Origin of the sequence: Marinobacterium sp. xm-g-48, from assembly GCF_013282925.1 — a bacterium.
Classification (GTDB): domain Bacteria; phylum Pseudomonadota; class Gammaproteobacteria; order Pseudomonadales; family Balneatricaceae; genus Marinobacterium_E.
On record NZ_WBYQ01000001.1, the window covers coordinates 105,098 to 123,911 of the forward strand.

15 protein-coding genes and 3 pseudogenes are annotated in these 18,814 nt (G+C 46.6%); 15 read left to right on the top strand and 3 right to left on the bottom strand.

All coding sequences use genetic code 11. The annotated features are described in order from the left end of the window. Positions 1 to 45: 45 nt before the first annotated feature. Positions 46 to 1,110 (top strand): uroporphyrinogen decarboxylase, encoded by a 1,065-nt coding sequence (gene hemE / locus XMG48_RS00500; RefSeq protein ID WP_173480114.1) that lies wholly within the window; start codon positions 46 to 48, stop codon positions 1,108 to 1,110. Between the two features lie 58 nt (positions 1,111 to 1,168). Then, positions 1,169 to 1,867, top strand: a complete 699-nt coding sequence (gene can, locus XMG48_RS00505) for a carbonate dehydratase (protein WP_173480115.1) — start codon at positions 1,169 to 1,171, stop codon at positions 1,865 to 1,867. A 70-nt stretch (positions 1,868 to 1,937) separates the two neighbouring features. On the opposite strand, the pseudogene XMG48_RS00510 reads toward can, so the two are convergent. Beyond that, positions 1,938 to 3,047: pseudogene (locus tag XMG48_RS00510) on the bottom strand (O-acetylhomoserine aminocarboxypropyltransferase/cysteine synthase family protein); the annotation flags it as partial. 106 nt (positions 3,048 to 3,153) lie between these two features. Here XMG48_RS00510 and XMG48_RS00515 point away from each other — a divergent pair. From XMG48_RS00515 to XMG48_RS00550, 8 genes are all read left to right on the top strand, one after another. Continuing rightward, positions 3,154 to 4,746: a site-specific integrase gene (locus tag XMG48_RS00515; protein WP_173480117.1), complete on the top strand. Its 1,593-nt coding sequence runs from the start codon at positions 3,154 to 3,156 to the stop codon at positions 4,744 to 4,746. Next, on the top strand, positions 4,739 to 6,757 hold the full coding sequence (locus tag XMG48_RS00520; protein ID WP_173480118.1) for a hypothetical protein: 2,019 nt from the start codon (positions 4,739 to 4,741) through the stop codon (positions 6,755 to 6,757). The genes XMG48_RS00515 and XMG48_RS00520 overlap by 8 nt, the downstream gene beginning before the upstream one ends. A 1-nt stretch (position 6,758) precedes the next feature. Continuing rightward, entirely contained in the window at positions 6,759 to 8,732 is a 1,974-nt protein-coding gene (locus XMG48_RS00525; protein WP_173480119.1) for a hypothetical protein, read from the top strand. 1 nt (position 8,733) lies between these two features. Beyond that, the gene (locus XMG48_RS00530; RefSeq protein WP_173480120.1) at positions 8,734 to 9,171 is read left to right on the top strand and encodes a hypothetical protein; all 438 of its coding nucleotides are present in this window, start codon (positions 8,734 to 8,736) and stop codon (positions 9,169 to 9,171) included. Between the two features lie 104 nt (positions 9,172 to 9,275). Then, on the top strand, positions 9,276 to 9,704 hold the full coding sequence (locus XMG48_RS00535) for a hypothetical protein (protein WP_173480121.1): 429 nt from the start codon (positions 9,276 to 9,278) through the stop codon (positions 9,702 to 9,704). A gap of 47 nt (positions 9,705 to 9,751) precedes the next feature. Next, positions 9,752 to 10,357, top strand: a complete 606-nt coding sequence (locus XMG48_RS00540) for a hypothetical protein (protein WP_173480122.1) — start codon at positions 9,752 to 9,754, stop codon at positions 10,355 to 10,357. 11 nt (positions 10,358 to 10,368) lie between these two features. Further along, a complete protein-coding gene (locus XMG48_RS12140; protein ID WP_173480123.1) occupies positions 10,369 to 10,818 on the top strand; it encodes a helix-turn-helix domain-containing protein in 450 nt (149 codons plus the stop codon). 191 nt (positions 10,819 to 11,009) lie between these two features. Further along, complete coding sequence (locus XMG48_RS00550) at positions 11,010 to 11,219, top strand: hypothetical protein (protein ID WP_173480124.1); 210 nt, start codon at positions 11,010 to 11,012, stop codon at positions 11,217 to 11,219. Positions 11,220 to 11,488: 269 nt separating this feature from the next. Here the strand turns inward: XMG48_RS00550 and XMG48_RS00555 are convergent. Next, positions 11,489 to 11,650 (bottom strand): annotated as a pseudogene (locus tag XMG48_RS00555) (PLP-dependent transferase); the annotation flags it as partial. Between the two features lie 106 nt (positions 11,651 to 11,756). Between XMG48_RS00555 and radA the strand changes: the two are divergent. Together radA and XMG48_RS00565 are read left to right on the top strand one after the other, a co-directional pair. Then, entirely contained in the window at positions 11,757 to 13,133 is a 1,377-nt protein-coding gene (gene radA, locus XMG48_RS00560; RefSeq protein WP_173480125.1) for a DNA repair protein RadA, read from the top strand. Positions 13,134 to 13,148: 15 nt separating this feature from the next. Further along, positions 13,149 to 13,784 carry a nucleoside triphosphate hydrolase gene (locus XMG48_RS00565; protein WP_173480126.1) on the top strand — a complete coding sequence of 212 codons (636 nt, stop codon included), beginning with the start codon at positions 13,149 to 13,151 and terminating at the stop codon, positions 13,782 to 13,784. A 49-nt stretch (positions 13,785 to 13,833) separates the two neighbouring features. On the opposite strand, the gene ettA is transcribed toward XMG48_RS00565, so the two are convergent. After that, positions 13,834 to 15,492, bottom strand: a complete 1,659-nt coding sequence (ettA, locus tag XMG48_RS00570) for an energy-dependent translational throttle protein EttA (RefSeq protein ID WP_173480127.1) — start codon at positions 15,490 to 15,492, stop codon at positions 13,834 to 13,836. Positions 15,493 to 15,761: 269 nt separating this feature from the next. Between ettA and glyA the strand changes: the two genes are divergently transcribed. The 3 genes and pseudogenes from glyA to ribD all read left to right on the top strand — a co-directional run bounded on the left by glyA (position 15,762) and on the right by ribD (position 18,807). Next, the gene (glyA, locus tag XMG48_RS00575; RefSeq protein WP_173480128.1) at positions 15,762 to 17,015 is read left to right on the top strand and encodes a serine hydroxymethyltransferase; all 1,254 of its coding nucleotides are present in this window, start codon (positions 15,762 to 15,764) and stop codon (positions 17,013 to 17,015) included. 95 nt (positions 17,016 to 17,110) lie between these two features. Further along, positions 17,111 to 17,572 (top strand): annotated as a pseudogene (nrdR, locus tag XMG48_RS00580) (transcriptional regulator NrdR); the annotation flags it as partial. Positions 17,573 to 17,709: 137 nt separating this feature from the next. After that, positions 17,710 to 18,807, top strand: a complete 1,098-nt coding sequence (ribD, locus tag XMG48_RS00585) for a bifunctional diaminohydroxyphosphoribosylaminopyrimidine deaminase/5-amino-6-(5-phosphoribosylamino)uracil reductase RibD (protein ID WP_254443532.1) — start codon at positions 17,710 to 17,712, stop codon at positions 18,805 to 18,807. Positions 18,808 to 18,814 lie beyond the last annotated feature (7 nt).

An 18,814-nucleotide genomic window follows, 5' to 3' on the forward strand; every position in this document is an offset into this window, starting at 1 on the left:
CAAAGCAGGTACAATCTGCGCAGTTATTTTTAGGAATTTGCGAACATGTCTGAATTGAAAAATGATCGTTTTCTTCGTGCTCTATTGAAAGAGCCAGTCGATTACACGCCAGTATGGATGATGCGCCAGGCGGGTCGTTACCTTCCTGAGTACAAAGCAACACGCGCCCAGGCGGGTGACTTCATGTCACTCTGCATGAACAAAGATCTAGCCTGTGAGGTGACCATTCAACCTCTAGAGCGTTTCGATCTGGATGCGGCAATTCTATTCTCTGACATTCTGACTATTCCAGATGCGATGGGTCTAGGTCTCTACTTTGAAGCGGGTGAAGGCCCACGCTTTAAGAAAGAGGTACGCACAGAGGCAGACGTTGACGCGATTCCGGTTCCAGACCCAGTCAAAGATCTTGGCTACGTGATGGATGCGGTGAAGACCATTCGTTCCGAGTTGAACGGCCGTGTTCCTCTAATCGGCTTCTCTGGTAGCCCATGGACACTGGCGACTTACATGATCGAAGGGGGCTCTTCTAAAGACTTCCGCCACATCAAAGCGATGATGTATTCACAACCAGAAGTGCTCCACAAATTGATGGATAAGCTTGCTGAGTCAGTTACGCTCTACCTAAATGAGCAGATTCGCAGCGGTGCTCAAGCGGTTCAGATCTTTGATACTTGGGGTGGCGCTCTGAGCGGACCTATGTACCAAGCCTTCTCACTCGACTACATGAAGAAGATCGCCGATGGCCTGATTCGTGAATACGATGGTCGCAAAGTACCTGTGATCATGTTCACTAAGAACGGCGGTCAGTGGCTTGAGTCGATGGCTGATGCGGGTGCGGATGCACTGGGTCTTGATTGGACAACAGACATTGCAGATGCGCGTCGTCGTGTCGGTGATAAAGTGGCCCTGCAGGGCAACATGGATCCATCGGTACTTTATGCGCCGGCTGATACTATTCGCGCTGAAGTGAGCCGTATTCTTGAAGGTTACGGGTCTGGTACGGGTCACGTATTCAACCTTGGCCACGGTATTCACCAGTTTGTGAACCCAGATCATGCCAAAATCTTTGTTGATGCGGTGCATGAGCTGAGTGCCCCTTACCATAAATAAGAAGCGCTACAAATAAGAAGCACCACGATTAAACTGAGACTGCGGTAGACGAGAGACGATGAAAAAACTGAGCGGGCTGTTTGAAAAAAACCGAGGCTGGTCGGAAAAGATTCACCAGGCTAATCCCGAGTTTTTCGCAACCTTGGCAGCACAGCAAGCACCGGAGTACCTCTGGATAGGCTGTGCTGACAGTCGCGTCCCTGCCAATGAGATCGTGGATCTCATGCCGGGCGAGCTGTTCGTTCACCGCAATGTCTCGAATCTTGTCGTGCACTCAGACATGAACTGTCTGTCGGTGATTCAATACGCAGTCGATGTATTGAAAGTCAAAGACATTATGGTCGTGGGTCACTACGGATGCGGTGGTGTCGTTGCCTCTATGGAAGATGAGCGTCACGGCCTAATCGATAACTGGCTAAGCCACATTCGTGATGTCTACTACAACCATCGCAAGTTCCTCGGTCAGTGGGAAGCGAAACCCTACCAGGTTGATCGTCTTTGTGAGTTAAACGTCGTCGAGCAGGCGCTCAATGTTTGTAACACCACTACCGTTACCGATGCTTGGGCGCGGGGGCAAGAGCTTAATGTGCACGGTTGGATCTACGGTCTCGGTGATGGCCTATTGCGTGATCTTGGCTTCACAGTCAGCAGTAAAGAGTCAATCCGACCTACCTTTATCGACGCGGTCAATCTGATCGAAGCGAAAGGCAAGCAGGTTGAAGGTCATACTTGCAGTACCTTCTGCGATCACGATTAGATCGAGCCCGAACAGTTAATAAATATTAAAAAGCCCGCATCAGCGGGCTTTTTGTTGGCTCTTCTTCGTATTAGACGCTTGCTAATGCCTGATCCAGATCGGCAATCAGGTCGTCAACGTGCTCAATACCGATCGATAGGCGCACCATATCCTCAGTAACACCGGCAGAGGCTAACTCTTCGGCATTCAACTGACGGTGAGTCGTTTCGGCGGGGATAGAGGCGAGTGACTTACAGTCACCGATGTTCACTAGGCGCAGGAAGATCTGCAGAGCATCGTAGAATTTACGCGTTGCTTCACGTCCACCTTTGACACCAAAGCTCATGACACCAGACGCATTACCGTCCATGTACTTCTTAGCCAGTGCGTTATCTTGGTGCGAGGCAAGGCCTGCGTATTTCACCCAAGTTACCTGATCGTGATTCTCAAGGAACTCAGCGATTTTCTGTGCGTTTGAGCAGATGCGCTCCATACGCAGTGGCAAGGTCTCAATGCCCTGTAGCAACAAGAAGACGTTCATTGGAGAGATCGCTGCGCCGGTATTACGCAGAGGCACTACGCGACAGCGACCGATGAATGCAGCCGGACCAAAGGCTTCTGTGTAGACAACACCGTGGTAAGAGATGTCTGGTGTGTTAAGTAGTGGGAAGCGGTCCGCGTGCTCAGCCCATGGGAAGTTGCCGGAATCGACAATCACACCACCAATGGAGTTGCCGTGGCCGCCGATGTATTTAGTGGCAGCAGTCACAATGATATCTGCACCCTGTTCAATTGGACGCCAAAGCGCAGGGCTTGGAACCGTGTTGTCACAGATCAGCGGGATGCCGTGACGGTGTGCAACCTCTGCCAGTGCTTCGATGTCCGCAACACGACCCGATGGGTTGCCAACCGATTCGCAGTAGAGTGCTTTGGTACGCGCATCAATCTTAGATTCGATAGCGGCAATGTCATTGCTGGCAACAAAACGCACCTCAATGCCTTGGCGAGGCAGTGTGTGTGCAAATAGGTTGTAAGTTCCGCCGTATAGATCGCTTGCAGAGATGATGTTGTCACCGACTTCAGCAATGGTCTGAATCGCATAAGTGATCGCTGCCATACCTGAAGCGACGGCAAGACCGGCAATGCCACCTTCTAGCGCTGCGACACGCTGCTCTAAAACGTCAGTCGTTGGGTTCATGATCATCCCTAATAAGATAGTGTTGACAACCCATCCATAATAAGCGATCTAATGTTGACATCCTATACTTAATATGATATTATGTTGACATATTAAAGGGAGTATGTCAATGCCTAGACGAACTAATGCTTTTACAGGTGAAGCGCGTAGGACCCACATCAAGCAGTTTCATCATATGGATATAGAATTCTTTGAAGAAGATGGAAAAGCTGTTGCTGTTTATACTCCATGGTCTTTCTATGACTACACTAGGCGCGCTACGGTTTTCGACGGGCGAATAGATAAATTCCCCTTTATTTTTAAGGGTAACGGTGAGCCATGGGAGATGGGTAACCTATATCTAATTTGTAAATTTGATGAAGTCGCAGCTTTAAAAAAGCCACCTGTCAGCACCTTTAGAGTTCTTGCTACTCATATTACTGATTTCATTTCTTTTATTGAAAGATTTAGGCAGCAGCAAATCGACAAAACCCCCAATCTTCCTGCTAGCAAGCTTGTTGATGAATTTTACTTACCACGCCCAAAGGCTCAGCGCATTACATATATGTACCGAAGGGATTTGGTCGAGCGAGCTCGTGACCCCAATGAAAATCTTAGCTTCTCTACCGCATCCAACAGAATTAATGCTGTCGTTGATTTTTATCGGTTCTTACAAAACATTCTCCCGCCAGAAAAGTTCCCTTATCCGCCTTATGAATTAAAAACAGCCAAGATAGCGGTAGATGATCAAGTTGGGGGAAGAACTATCAATAAGGTCAGTACAGACCTGGCAATCCCATCTTCGACGGCTCCTGTTGAATTGAACGGTGAGTTGCTTGAAGAAAAAGAGCGCTTACGCCCTCTTTCAGAAGCCGAGCAAGTAATTGTTAACGAACAACTAAAGTTAATGGGTAACTATACTTTTCAGCTAATTGCATGGGTCATACTCATGACCTCGGCTCGAATTCAGACTGCTTGTACATTAAGAATAAAGGATCTTAGGTATGCATATGACAATCGAGTTATTGAGGAAGTAGAGGGATTAACTGATGATGAAGGTTCACGCCATTTTGAATACGTTATTCCTATTGGTGCAGGATTTTCTACAGATCTCAAGAAACAAAATGAATTAAATAAAGTTGGATTTCTTTATATTCCCGCTCCTTTAATGGATTTGCTGATTGAGTATGTCGATAGTGAATATCACCAACAATGCATGGCGCATGAAAATAGCTTTTATGGTGTCTCTGACGAGAATTATGTATTCCTGAGTTCAAGGGGGGTTCCTTACTACACGTCTGATAAAGAGTTTTCTGATAGGCGGTCATCGGAATATAGCACCCGCATTAACTATAAGGACGCTGCTGGCTGGAAAACCACAGAAGGTGAAAGTATTAGGCAGTGGACAAATCAGTTATGTGAATTGATACAGCTGCGTCACGAGAGCTTTAGGAGATTCAGACCTCACGATCTCAGAGCGACATATGGGCTTAACTTTGTAAGGGATGCTATGGATGCTGGTTGGTCCAGAACTGAAATCATGAATGCTTTAGCGAAACGTATGAGCCACGAGAGCCCCCTAATGTCGGCTCACTATGTGGACTTTGATATGGTCGGGGAATATACCCGTAATCTTCAAAAGGGGCACAGCGACCGAAATCATGCGTTGATAGAAAAGTATGGATTAGCAATTGATAATCTTGAGGGTTTAGGTGATGAATAAATTGGTTAAGCCCTCAGGTGTTATAGAGTTTCCATTTGAAAAGCTTGGTCTTGTCGATATTTATCCTACAGCATCTCGTCTGGTTTTGCGGAAAAACAGGTCATCAACTTATGTGGTATATAAGCTCTGCTACAGGGATAGGTTTTTCAAGTCTGAGGCTAATAAATTCTCAAGGGTAGGTATTAATACGGTATGTATCGAATCGCTTGTTGCTGATCGTGAGGTTGCCATTAATAGATTGATTAGTAACGAGGGTTCTAACTTTCTATACATTCTTGAAGGGCTGATAAATATACTGGATGAGATTGATTCTAAGGGCTCCGAGTTTGATTTCGATAGTATTGATGAATGGAAAAGATTTTACCAAGAATTTCATCGCTACCTTGAAAGGCGCATCGACGAATCTTCAATATCAGGAAAACCTCTGTCTCGAAGATCTGCACAGCAACAACAACGGGCTTTAACATATTACATAGCTGCACTATATGAAGATCATTTGACGGTGCCAGCAGTCCGTCGCTGGGCAAGACAAATTTCATTAAAAAACTCAAAAGCAACCACATATAAGCTGGGAATATCGGAAGATATTCATCAGATAAACTACACACTGCATTATGAGCTTTTTAAAGTTTATTCGCAGATTATCATCGATAAAGATGAACTTGGTATGGCAGAAAGGCTTGTTCCTATTAATGTCAGAAATATTTTAGGTCGCGACTCATACATATACTCAACCATTGTTATATTTAAGGATGATGAGAAAGGTCTTCCTGGTGTTAAGGAGGGGGATATTGACCCTTCTCACATCGTAGATAGAGAGTATTTTTGGGAGACTATTCAAGAGGCTGTCGATTCTGGTTTTAATTGTTTTGAGCCTGACTTCTTAAAGCGATATAAATCGATCATAGGTGAAAAATCCAAGCTATTCAGAAGTGAACATCGCTTTTTCGACGATTACGCCATCAAAATATTCTTTGTACGAGCAATTAAACACTTCCTCTACGCTCTAGCTTATGAATCTGGTGCAAACAAGCAATCGCTTCTTGATGTTGATTACCGCAGTGCTTCCGCAGATCGTAGCGGGAAAGGGTTGAGGGTTTTTAAGGCTAGAGCCAAAAACAAGATGCAGACGGTGATGTGGGATTTAAAAAACTTCGGACCTGTCTACAAAAGATTCCAAGCTTTAATGAAAGCTATGAATAACCTAATCGGGATGGAGTGGGATCAGGCTGGCCTTCCAACCCTGTCTATTGGTCCAAGAAAAAGCGGTAAAGCGCAAGATCATGATCTTTCAAAGGCTAAATACATCAAGCTAATCCAAGAAGATGTCAACCAAGCCAGACTTCAATGGCCTGAAAGCATAAAGTTCGTTAATCTCATGGATATAAGACCTTTACGTGACATAAATATAATGAAGCATTCTGGCGGGGACTTAGCTGTAACCGCACAGATGCAAGGTCGATCAATGCAGACGACTCGTGAAGTCTATCTTAGAAAGATGGGCATAGAGGATGCTGCAGTAGAGCTGGCTCCTTTCTTTGACCTAATGGCACAGGTTAGTAAAGTTGTTTCGACAGGCGTTCCTATCAGGGTTGTCGAAGATTCTTCCAGAACAGCATCAGGCGGATGCACAGCTGAAGACCCATCGCAAGCCGCACGCGATGATAGCTTTGGTGAGGCGCTTCAAGAGCCAAGATGCACGGCGCATACGACATGTTTATTTTGTAAACACTACGCAATACATTCTGATAAAACTGATATTAAGAAGCTCCTTTCACTCAAAGAGTATGTTCGATCATCAGGCTATGTAAATACTAGAGATATAGATGAATTTAATATCAAGTTCGTTCCAATTATTGATCGTGCAAATGATGTTATTTCGCAATTTAAATTAATCAGTCCGAGTCACGCTAATATGGTAGCTGAATGTGAGCGTGAAATACTTGATGGTGAACTTGATCCGTTCTGGGAAATGTGGATCTCAACACTGGTTGGTATGGAGGTTTCTTAATATGTCTATCTATTCAATGGCTGGCTGTTTCGACAAAATAGATCTGAGATATAAGGGGGATGATTTTGATGTGTGTCCTAAAAATATCCCTCATGATTTTGTTATAAGTCGAGATGAAGGTGGTTCTGTTCAGTCTATTTTTTCAGATAACAGTTGGATCTTTAGTAAAAATTACTCTACAAATTTTCATTTTGATTTTGATGTCGAGCATGATTCAGATAAGGAATCCGATCTTTATAAAAATCTTGTTCTTCAAGTAAAAGCCATGATGTGGTTTTGGCTTTATTCTCCTGAGGTGATTCGCGCAGATTTAAAGTTAAAGTCAGTTAGAAAAAATCGTCTTGGATACTTAAAAAGAATCGCTAGTGTTTGCTATGCGTGTTCGACTGATTTGAATAATGCAGATCAAAGTCCTGAGTTTTTAGCTAGATTAAAAGCTTCTATCGCTTCTGGTGGTTTATTTCAAAATAAGAAATCAGCATCCGTCTGTATAACGGCGTTGCATGAGTTTAATGGTATTTCAAAGGCTTCCGATGCGGCAACATATGGGATTAAGCCTTTATGGGGAGAACATGAAGATAAGGTCATATCCAATCTATTAATAGGTGCTAAAAATCAGGCAAATGACACTCTTCCTACGCCACTTATCCCAACACGAATTTTAGGTTGCCTTATAGATTCTGGATTTCAATATATTGATGAAGGATTTGAGCGTTTAAGGGTATTGCGCGATGTCATGGTTCAAAAGAAAATATATGGTAAAGGTGATAGTTTTTCTTCACTTAAGCGCTGTCAAGAATATTTAGAAAGCGGACTTAGCCTTCATTGGACACAAGCTATCTCTGACTTACAAAACTATCACCTTGTTTGTGCTTATCTAATTCACGCATTTACTGGTTGTCGGACATCTGAGGTTGAAGTTATCCCTTATGAGGGATGTCTTATAAAACAAAACATCCGTGAATATGGTGAGGTCTATTTCTTAACAACTAGAACAAGAAAGATTCTTCAAGATAACTATTCCGTTCCGATGCAATGGGTAACTACCAAAGAGCTTGAAAGAGTTATTCGGTTGGCGAGATTAGTGTCTGAAATTAAGACTTACATGTTAGGGCTTGAGTTTAATCCTCAACTTATGCCTCTGCTCGTCGGTGGTTCAGAACGAAATAAGAATGACCACTTCAACTACCCGTTGTTCCGACCCAAAATCAAAGAAGGTGTGAATACTCATATTTTCGAGGCATTTGGCTGTGTCATATCTGAGTCTGACCGAGTTGAGCTTCGTGAATTTGATTTGTTTACTTTTAATAAGCGTGACGACAAGTATGCCGTTGGTAATGTTTGGCCTTTCAATACGCATCAGTTTAGACGCTCTCTGGCAGTTTACGCATCGAGGAGCGGGATGGTTTCTCTCCCTTCTCTTGGATCTCAATATAAGCACGTCTCTCTGGTAATGACTGCTCTTTACGCTCGCAGATCATCTTACGCAACAAGTTTTATACCGTTGTCATCTAAAGGTGAACCTGTCTCTGAGTTTGGTGTTGTCACTGATTTTCAGAATGGTTTGGTAGAGCGCGATGCCGTTAAGTTTGAGGAAGGGGTTATTAAATATGCCTCTGAGCTAAAAGGACCAAAAGGTAAGGGGTTGCAGATTCAAAAAGATCGCAATGAGATTCCTGTTAGGTTCTTGGATCGTGAAAGCACTCAAAAAGCAATCAAGGATAAAAGGAATCCCCTGGTATATCAGAATACTCCAGTCGGTGGCTGCATGCGCACGGAGCTGTGCGGATCATTTGGCATAGAGTTGATAACTCCCTGCGCCCAAGGCTGTCCTGATTCCATAATACATGAAGAAAAATTGGAGGCGTTTGTTGAGGGCGTAAATCTCGCTCTTGAGTATGAAGATCCTGCCTCTATGACCGCAAAAGCGACAAGGCTTGCGCTTGAGCGAATTCAAATTGTGAATAGGAGTTGAAATGGCTTTAAAAGACGATCTAAGAGACGCATTTGAGCGACTCAAGAAAAACGGTGGAGTCGTTAATTTGGCTTCTGTTGCAAGGGAGGCTGGTCGTCAGAGATCTATCTTCAGGAAGGGTCGTGGTTATGATGATTTGATTGAAGAGATCTCAATCTACAGTGCTGATATGCAATCTGCGGATAAAAAGGTAAGTAGTCGGAATCAAAGAAAGTCTGATAATGATGCCTCTTATATTGCTTCGCTTGAGAAAGAAAATAACATGCTGAAATCTCAGAACATATCGCTGCTTTATAGGCTCTACACGCTAGAGGCTCAGATGAGAGATCTGGATGTTAAGCCAAACCCTCTTGCTACCGTGACGGATATATCTGAGCGCTTTGAGGGAATTGACTTTGATAAAGCTGAGAATCGGGAGGCTGAAAATGACAAGCAATAACGAACGATACTTCTTCGGGTGGGGTGCTATAGCCAAAGGCTAAACTAAATTGGCTGAAAATCTTTTTTGAATTAATTCTTAAAAAACACTAATGGAGGGGTAAAATGAAGGAAGCCATTAAGTCTGATTCGGTCTTTCTATATACGGTTGAAGGCATGGAGCCCACTCCAATGCCTCATCCGCTTTTGAGCGCCCTCCAAAAGCACATTAGTGACAAAAACGCGAAACCCGACTGGATAAAGGAAGAGAGCAAAGCAAAGAACAAGCCGCTACGCTCACTTAAACTAGCAGATCATCCGAAGCTTCAGGCGTTAATCACAACCAATAGAGGCATTACGATCGGCTTAAAAGACCTCTACAACTTGAGCACAGTGGCTTGGGTATTGATTATGACCATTAACTACAACGGCTACAAAGAAGCGTCTTACGCTATTGGTGCGGCTGAATTTAACAGTGAAATGACCAGTGAAGCAGCAGGTCGTAAATTTAAAGAAATGAACGAGATTGGAAAATACTTCTGCACCAAGAAGTAAAAAAAATTTTATTAAACAAAATCTAGTTAAAGCCAAAGGAGGCTTTTATGTCAAAACGTCACTTTACCTTCACCTGCGAGTGGACAAATTCCATGATTGACAATGTAAAGGCTATGTATGAAGAAGCTAAAAACGGTACACCTGGACTTGGAGGGGGAACTCTAACCGATGTTGATGGATTAAAAATGTCCGTAAATCAGTTGGAAACGACCGATAGCAAGCTTATGCATCAGTTAATGGAAGATGCATCAATTGGCGACAAAGTAACCCTTCATCTTGTCGATACAGGGGGACGGAAAATGATGGTTCATGCTTATGAGGTTGGCGATAAGAAAGTTAAAGATGGCACCGCTGGGACCATGTTGAAAGTTATTGCCTACAATAACAGTTGGACAACCCCTAACCTGGGAAGTCCTATCGACCTTCCTGCAAAACTGTTTGTATTGCCGTTTCTGGCATACATTTTTATTGGGCAACTAATTTTTGATGCTGGATGGGTTGGTGTGGCACTCTATTTTGGGCATATGTTTTACCAAATTTATCGCCACACTCACGCTAAATGGATTAAAGACGCATTGGACAGTGTCGCTGACTTCATTTCGGTTCATGAGACCGAAAACACTATCAAATCCAAAGAGCGTTACGGAAACTAGGCTTACAAAGGGTGGAGCGATACTCCACCCTTAAACCCACAACCTCATTTATCCAAAATATTGGAACCAATCTTGAAGTCTATCCCCACCTGAGCATTTCCAGTTTCAGCGAAATCATACAATTATGTATTTTAAATAATATTGAGATCGTATATTGCGACGTAGACAAAAGCATCTTTACGCTAAGCAGCAATCCTGACTTCTTTAAAGCCTTCAGAGGGCTTCATCAGCTCGAAGAAGACCGAGATCTTAGAAAAGCTAACGGCATTAAGCATTCAGCTCTTAAAGGAAACTACAAAGGTAAACAGCCAACGTATCAAAACCACATAGAGCCAGTCAGAACGATGATCGATAGCGGGAAGAGTGTTTCCGAAATCTTGTCAGAGCTATCAATATCAAGATCAACGTACTACAAAATCAAAAAGGAAATCGATGAGCAAATAGCTCTCCCGTTTGGCTGATTGTTCTTTTTGAATGAACTCTTAAAACACAATATATAACAAAGCCTTTTTAAGTAACATCACCGTAGGTAAGAATACGAAAGGTTTAATATTCTCCTTTAATTACAAAGCCTTACAATAAACATTCTTGAAATAAAGTCACTGGACTCGCCCTTCCATCCGTCTTAGCCTTTGCGGAAAAGGAGGACCACATGAACTCACTCAATCGCTCAAACCTTGCCCTCGCAGCCCACTTGCTCATCGAATCAGGACGCGCCACGGGAAAAGCGCTACCCGACATAGATCTAGTCACATCCATTGAGCGTTGCCTTGACGCGGGCATGCACGCCGACAGTCTTCTCAAGCTTTTAGTCAAACCAGATTTTGATTCAAGAAAGCAGAAGTTAAGCATGACGCACTAGCTAACATGGAGGAGTCACATCCATACCAACTATTGGAATTCGTTCTCGGTCTAAAGACCGAGGACATCACCTCTTTCGAAATCGCCGTGTTGACATATAGCAGTTCAATTGCTCGATCTGTGTTGACAAATCTTTTTATGTTTTAGGGTTTTATGTCAACAAAAGGAGGGTTTCTGTTTATAGATGGGTGTTGACATCGTTTTTTCGGATAGCGAGGTTTTGCGGATGATTTGTTATGTCAACGACAATGGTTATTTAGAATACTGCGTGCGCGTATAGATGTTGCCGACTACTTTAAGGTCGAATAGGTCAGCGCCATGCTGTGCGTCGTCAAAAGCGTAAGAGGTTGTCTGGTAGATAGGTACCGCAACCGACTTGGTGGTTGGATCGATTTGGTAGCCCGCGTGTACCGCTTGTGTTTCCAATTTCATTTATCTTTCCTTCTCTTCTTATTGATCTACGCTTAATGCAAAATAGATAGACATTTTGTACGCGTAATCCAAACCTTACGCAACTTCTATGGAGTAATAACCTTATATGGCAAAGGCAAAGTTAGCCTACGTCTGCGACGAGTGCGGAGCTGATTACAGTAAATGGCAAGGGCAATGTACTGCCTGTAAAGCTTGGAACTCATTGAAAGAGGTGCGTCTTGGCTCGGCACCGGCAGGTGGTGCTCAGGCCGCGGTGCGTCGTCAGGGTTATGCTGGTGAAGCGGGTCAGTCGAAAGTGGTGAATCTCTCTGAGGTGGAGCTGAAAGCGACCGATCGTATCAGCAGTAAGATCGGTGAATTGGACCGAGTCTTAGGGGGCGGCTTAGTACCTGGATCTGCCGTGTTGATCGGCGGGCATCCCGGCGCCGGTAAATCGACTCTGTTGTTACAAACCATGGCCGCACTGGTGGCCGATATGCCAGCGCTCTATGTGACCGGTGAGGAGTCACTGCAACAGGTCGCCATGCGTGCTAAACGCTTAGGCCTAGCGGTTGGGGATCTGAAGATGCTCTCTGAGACCTCTGTCGAGACCATCTGTGATGTGGCGGATCAGCTCAAGCCTAGGGTGTTAGTCATCGACTCAATTCAGGTGATGCACGTATCCGATGTGCAATCGGCGCCGGGCTCAGTATCTCAGGTTCGTGAAAGTGCGGCCTATTTAACGCGTTACGCCAAACAGACGGGTACGGTGATCTTTCTGGTAGGCCACGTGACCAAAGATGGCTCATTGGCTGGCCCCAAAGTACTTGAGCATATGATCGACTGTTCACTGCAACTAGAAGGCGAGAGCGACAGCCGATTCCGCACACTGCGCAGCCATAAAAACCGTTTTGGCGCTGTCAACGAGCTGGGTGTGTTTGCCATGCTGGAGACAGGGTTAAAAGAGGTTAAGAACCCCAGTTCTATCTTTCTAAGTCGTGATGATAATGCAAGGCCAGGCAGCGTCGTGATGGTGGTCTGGGAGGGCACCCGTCCGATGCTGGTTGAGCTTCAAGCCCTAGTCGATACATCGCACCACTCCAACCCCAAACGTGTGGCTGTCGGAATGGATCAAAATCGACTTGCGATGCTGCTAGCGGTATTGAACCGTCATGGTGGATTAATGACCGGCGATCAAGATGTCTTTATCAACGTGGTTGGCGGTATACGAGTCATGGAGACCAGCGCGGATTTGGCGCTACTAACGGCGATTGTCTCCAGTTTTCGTGATAAGTCACTGCCAACCGACTTGATCGTCTTTGGTGAGGTTGGCTTGTCCGGTGAGATTCGCCCTGTGCCAAACGGGCAGGAGCGAATCAAAGAGGCGGCTAAACACGGCTTTACTCGTGCGATTGTGCCCAAAGGGAACAGGCCAAAAGAGAGCGTTCCGGGTATGAAGATCATCGCCGTTGATCGCCTCTCAGAAGCGCTGGACTCTATCTAATCTGAGTAAGCAGTAATGATTTCACAACAGGTACAACATCTACTCTCATGGTTAACCAATTATCATCAGCTTGGCACACGGGTTGTCATCGCTGTGGTTGGCCCGCCCGGTGCCGGTAAGTCGACGCTCTCTGAGGAGCTGGTCGACACTATCAATGACACTAAAGGGGATGGACAGGCCGCTGTTATCCCAATGGATGGATTTCATCTAACCAATGAGGTCCTGGTCGAACGAGGTCGTTTAGATCGAAAGGGTGCTCCAGACACCTTCGATGTAGAGGGATTGATCAGCCTGGTACGACGTATTAAACAAGCGGATGCTGATGTACGTTACCCCATTTTTGATCGCTCAATTGAGGCGAGTCATATCGATGCGGGTCTTCTGCCTAAAGGGTGTGAAGTGGTCGTAGTAGAGGGTAACTACCTTTTACTAGACGAAGCGCCTTGGTCAGAGTTGGCCCCCTATTTTGATCTGACAGTGTTTACATCACCCACATTTGAAGAGCTGGAACGTCGGCTGATTCAGCGTTGGTTAGATCATGGCTACACACAACAGCAGGCTGAGCAAAAAGCTTGGAACAACGACCTTCCGAACGCTAAAACGGTGGTAGAACGAAGCCGAAAGGCAGATTTGGTTTTTGATCAGGATTGAGAGATAAAAAAAGCCGCTGAGAAGCGGCTTTTTTGATGGTGGCAGGAGCTTAGCTCATGCGGCGATACTTGATGCGCTCTGGCTGGTGATCCTTGCCGAAGCGTTTCTTGTAGTCTTCCGCGTACTCAGTGTAGTTACCTTCAAAGAAGGTCACCTGTGAGTCACCTTCGTAGGCGATCATGTGAGTACAGATACGGTCAAGGAACCAACGGTCGTGGGAAATCACTACCGCAGAACCTGGGAAGGCTAGAATTGCCTCCTCAAGTGCACGTAGCGTTTCGATATCCAGGTCGTTGGTTGGCTCATCGAGAAGCAGTACGTTGCCACCCTCTTTAAGCAATTTCGCCATATGCAGGCGGTTACGCTCACCACCTGACAGATCTTTCACAAACTTCTGCTGATCGGAACCGCGGAAGTTGAAGCGACCACAGTAGGCGCGTGAAGGGGTGGTGTAGTTGCCTACCGTGATCATATCAGAACCGTCAGAGATCTCTTCGAAGACCGTCTTGTTGCCATCTAATTCACGAGACTGGTTGACGTAGGCAAGCTGTACCGTTGAACCAAGCTCGACAGAGCCTGAATCTGGCTGCTCTTCACCGGCAATCATGCGGAACAGAGTCGATTTACCCGCGCCGTTGGCACCGATGATGCCGACAATTGCACCCGGTGGAATTGAGAAGTTGAGGTTTTCAAACAACAGCTTATCGCCGTAGCTCTTAGTCACGTTATTCAGTTCGATCACCTTGTCACCTAGGCGTGGGCCAGGTGGAATGTAGATCTCTTGTGTCTCGTTACGAGTCTGAAACTCTTTAGAGTTCATCTCTTCGAACTGCTTCAAGCGAGCTTTCGATTTCGATTGACGACCTTTAGCGCCTTGGCGAACCCACTCAAGTTCCGCTTTGATCGCTTTCTGGTGAGCCGCTTCTTGTTTCGCTTCTTGCTCTAGACGTGCATCTTTCTGCTCTAGCCAAGAGCTGTAGTTGCCTTCCCATGGAATACCATGGCCACGGTCCAGTTCCAGAATCCAACCAGCCGCGTTATCAAGGAAGTAGCGGTCGTGGGTAATCGCAACCACGGTACCTGGGTACTCCTGAAGGAAGCGTTCGATCCAAGCGATCGACTCAGCATCCAAGTGGTTGGTCGGCTCGTCGAGTAGCAGCATGTCTGGGTGATCAAGCAGCAAACGACAAAGAGCCACTCGGCGACGCTCACCACCAGATAGGTGTTTTACCTCAGCATCCCAAGGCGGTAGACGCATCGCATCGGCCGCACGCTCTAATGCTGTATCAAGGTTGTGACCATCTTTGGCCGTGATAAGGTTCTCTAGTTCGCCTTGGCGTTTCGCTAGGGCATCAAAATCTGCATCTGGGTCAGCGTATGCTGCGTAGACCTCATCCAGCTCAGCCATAGCGCCTTTGACATCGGCCACCGCCTCTTCGATCACTTCACGAACGGTTTTTGTCTCATCCAGCTCAGGTTCCTGCGGTAGGTAGCCGACGTTAATGCCGGGCATTGGACGCGCTTCACCGATGTAATCCTGATCGACGCCCGCCATGATTTTTAGCAGCGTTGATTTACCCGCACCGTTCAGACCGAGGACACCGATCTTCGCGCCAGGGAAGAAGGATAGGGAGATATCTTTAAGAATTTCGCGTTTAGGTGGGACCACCTTACCAACGCGGTTCATTGAATAGACAAACTGTGCCATGTGTTGATTCCTAGCAAAATATCTGGGCTACAACGCCGTTGCATGACCCATTTAAAAAGGTTGCGCAGAGTATACCAGATAGGGGGCGGTCAAATCACAGGGCGGCACACTTAAACTTGAGAACAATTGCAGGTTGACCTGATCGCTTTTCAAGTGATTTTTCTACCCGTTTTGCCTTATAATGCGCGTCATCAAAATCTTTCGAGCTGACCAGGCTTCTCGATTGCAGCCAAAGTCGTCAGATCGTTGAACCAATACAGGGGATCTCCATGTTTAGTAAGGATATGAACATCGCTAGCTACGATGCAGAACTTTGGGCAGCAATGCAGTCTGAAGAGACGCGTCAAGAAGAGCACATCGAGCTCATTGCGTCAGAGAACTACACCAGTCCACGTGTTATGGAAGCGCAGGGTTCAGTTCTTACTAACAAGTACGCGGAAGGTTACCCAGGCAAACGTTACTACGGCGGTTGTGAGTACGTTGATAAAGCAGAAACGCTTGCGATTGAGCGTGCTAAAGAGCTTTTCGGTGCAACGTTTGCAAACGTTCAGCCACACTCAGGTTCACAAGCTAACGCGGCTGTATTTATGGCGCTTTGTAAAGCCGGCGATACTATTTTGGGTATGAGCCTTGCACACGGCGGTCACTTGACTCACGGTGCTGCAGTCTCTTTCTCAGGCCGTATCTACAATGCCTTCCAGTACGGTCTTGATGAGAACGGTGACCTAGACTACGCGGAAGTTGAGCGTCTTGCTCTAGAAAATAAACCGAAAATGATCATTGCCGGTTTCTCTGCTTACTCGCGTGTCGTTGATTGGGCTAAGTTCCGTGAAATCGCTGACAAAGTGGGTGCATACCTATTTGTCGATATGGCACACATTGCAGGCCTAGTGGCTGCTGGCGTTTACCCAAGCCCACTGCCATACGCTGACGTCGTGACAACAACGACTCACAAAACACTGGGCGGACCACGTGGTGGTTTGATTCTATCTGCGCGCGCTGATGAAGAGCTGCAGAAGAAACTGAACTTTGCGGTATTCCCAGAGTCTCAGGGCGGTCCATTGATGCACGTTATCGCGGCTAAGGCTGTCTGCTTCAAAGAGGCGATGGAGCCAGAGTGGAAAGCGTACCAAGCACAGGTTGTTAAGAATGCACAGGCGATGGCTGAAGTATTCCAGCAGCGTGGCTTTGATGTCGTTTCTGGCGGTACTGATGACCACCTATTCCTACTGAGCCTAATTGGCAAAGAGTACAGCGGTAAAGATGCTGATGCGGCACTAGGTCGTGCTAACATCACTGTGAACAAGAACTCGGTTCCAAACGACCCACGTTCACCGTTCGTCACTTCAGGTCTACGTATCGGTACTCCAGCCGTTACTCGTCGTGGCTTCAAAGAGGCTGAAGTGGCTGAGCTAACTAACTGGATCTGTGACGTGCTTGAGAACATCGACAATGATGATGTGATCAACCGCGTGAAAGAGCAGGTTAAAGCGATCTGCGCGAAGTACCCAGTTTACGCTTAATTGTGGATTTGAGAGTTCGCTCTCAACCACATAGAATACCGAGGGCAGCATTGAGCTGCCCTTTTTCGCTCTTTTAACAGCACTGAGAGGCCAATATGCATTGTCCCTACTGTGGCGCATCGGACACCAAAGTGAACGACTCAAGACTGATCTCAGAAGGTCAGCAGGTTCGTCGTCGTCGCGAATGCGTGAGCTGTCATGAGCGATTCACCACCTTTGAAGCGGCTGAACTGTTAATGCCGCGTCTGATTAAGAATGATGGCAGTCGCCAGCCGTTCGACGAAGAGAAACTCCGTTCAGGTATTACACGTTCCCTAGAGAAGCGCCCGGTCAGTATTGAACAGATTGAAGCCTGTTTGAACCGTGTAAAGCAGCGTTTGCGTGCACCGGGAGAGCGTGAAATTGAGTCAAAACTGGTCGGCGAAGCGGTCATGGCTGAACTGCGTAAGCTTGATCAGGTCGCTTACGTTCGTTTTGCTTCGGTCTACCGTGACTTCCAAGACATCAATGAGTTTAAACTTGAAATTGAGCGTCTAGCTGAGCCCGAAGTAGTTGAGACTAAAAGTGCCTCGAAATCGGCACTGACGGCTAACGCCCAACCAGAACCTAAATCGAAACCGAGTCGTAAATCTCGTCAGAAAAAACCGGAGCCACAGGTTCCAGATAGTCCAGATCTGTTTGGAGACGAGCTACTTTGAGTTTTACGATCGAAGATCGCCAGTACATGGCAAGAGCCATACAGCTGGCGGCTAAAGGCACCTACACCACAGACCCTAACCCCAGAGTCGGCTGTGTATTGGTGCGCGATGGTGTGATTATCGGCGAGGGTTACCACCAGCGCGCCGGTGAGGGCCATGCAGAAGTCAACGCGTTAAAAGCGGCCGGTGATGCAACCGGTGCGACTGCCTATGTCACTCTGGAACCCTGCAGCCACTTTGGTCGGACGCCACCCTGCTCTCAAGGACTCATCGACGCCGGAGTGACGCGTGTCGTTGCGGCCATGGTTGATCCAAACCCTGAAGTCGCCGGAAAAGGCATTGCAATGTTGAAAGCGGCGGGAATCGATGCGGCTGCCGGGTTACTTGAGAGTGAAGCGCGGGCACTGAATCCTGGGTTTCTTTCCAGAATGGAGCGCGGCCGTCCTTTTGTTAGATTGAAACTTGCCACCAGTATTGATGGCCGAACGGCCATGGCATCGGGTGAGTCGCAGTGGATTACTGGGCCTGAAGCGCGTGCCGATGTGCAACGATTGCGTGCCCGCAGTAGTGCAGTGATTACCGGGGTCGGATCGGTACTACAAGATGACTCTGCTTTGACGGTTCGAGAAGCTCAGTTGCCTGCATCCGTTGTGCCTCTGACTGAAGGTCGTCAGCCGTTGCGCGTGGTACTGGATTCTCAGGGAAGACTGCCAGCCTCAGCCCAGATGCTGGCGCTGCCTGGCAGAACCTTGCAGGTTGTCGCTGCAAACGACTGCAACCTACTTGAGGGTGCTGAACAGGTTCAACTAGCGAACGAGGCAGGGCGTATCGATCTGCCGCAGTTGCTTAGCTATTTGGCGGAAAAAGAGTCCTGTAATGAAGTGTTGGTTGAGTGTGGCGCCCAGTTAGCCGGTGCCATGCTAGCAGCAGGGCTAGTGGATGAGTTGGTTCACTATATGGCACCTAAATTGATGGGGTCTGATGCACGCCCGCTAGCTGAGCTTCCATTAACTGAGATGTCTGAAGCGATCGAGATGAAACTGAAAGATGTCCGACAGTTTGGTCATGATCTTCGTATGACCTGGACGGTTTAGGAGCAGA

Bases quoted from the DNA above. Each gene is read 5' to 3' on its own strand.
- radA (WP_173480125.1), top strand. From the start codon at position 11,757: ATGGCAAAGGCAAAGTTAGCCTACGTCTGCGACGAGTGCGGAGCTGAT.
- can (WP_173480115.1), top strand. From the start codon at position 1,169: ATGAAAAAACTGAGCGGGCTGTTTGAAAAAAACCGAGGCTGGTCGGAA.
- XMG48_RS00530 (WP_173480120.1), top strand. From the start codon at position 8,734: ATGGCTTTAAAAGACGATCTAAGAGACGCATTTGAGCGACTCAAGAAA.
- glyA (WP_173480128.1), top strand. From the start codon at position 15,762: ATGTTTAGTAAGGATATGAACATCGCTAGCTACGATGCAGAACTTTGG.
- XMG48_RS00515 (WP_173480117.1), top strand. From the start codon at position 3,154: ATGCCTAGACGAACTAATGCTTTTACAGGTGAAGCGCGTAGGACCCAC.
- XMG48_RS00520 (WP_173480118.1), top strand. From the start codon at position 4,739: ATGAATAAATTGGTTAAGCCCTCAGGTGTTATAGAGTTTCCATTTGAA.
- XMG48_RS00550 (WP_173480124.1), top strand. From the start codon at position 11,010: ATGAACTCACTCAATCGCTCAAACCTTGCCCTCGCAGCCCACTTGCTC.
- hemE (WP_173480114.1), top strand. From the start codon at position 46: ATGTCTGAATTGAAAAATGATCGTTTTCTTCGTGCTCTATTGAAAGAG.
- XMG48_RS00540 (WP_173480122.1), top strand. From the start codon at position 9,752: ATGTCAAAACGTCACTTTACCTTCACCTGCGAGTGGACAAATTCCATG.
- XMG48_RS00525 (WP_173480119.1), top strand. From the start codon at position 6,759: ATGTCTATCTATTCAATGGCTGGCTGTTTCGACAAAATAGATCTGAGA.
- ettA (WP_173480127.1), bottom strand. From the start codon at position 15,492: ATGGCACAGTTTGTCTATTCAATGAACCGCGTTGGTAAGGTGGTCCCA.
- XMG48_RS00565 (WP_173480126.1), top strand. From the start codon at position 13,149: ATGATTTCACAACAGGTACAACATCTACTCTCATGGTTAACCAATTAT.
- XMG48_RS00535 (WP_173480121.1), top strand. From the start codon at position 9,276: ATGAAGGAAGCCATTAAGTCTGATTCGGTCTTTCTATATACGGTTGAA.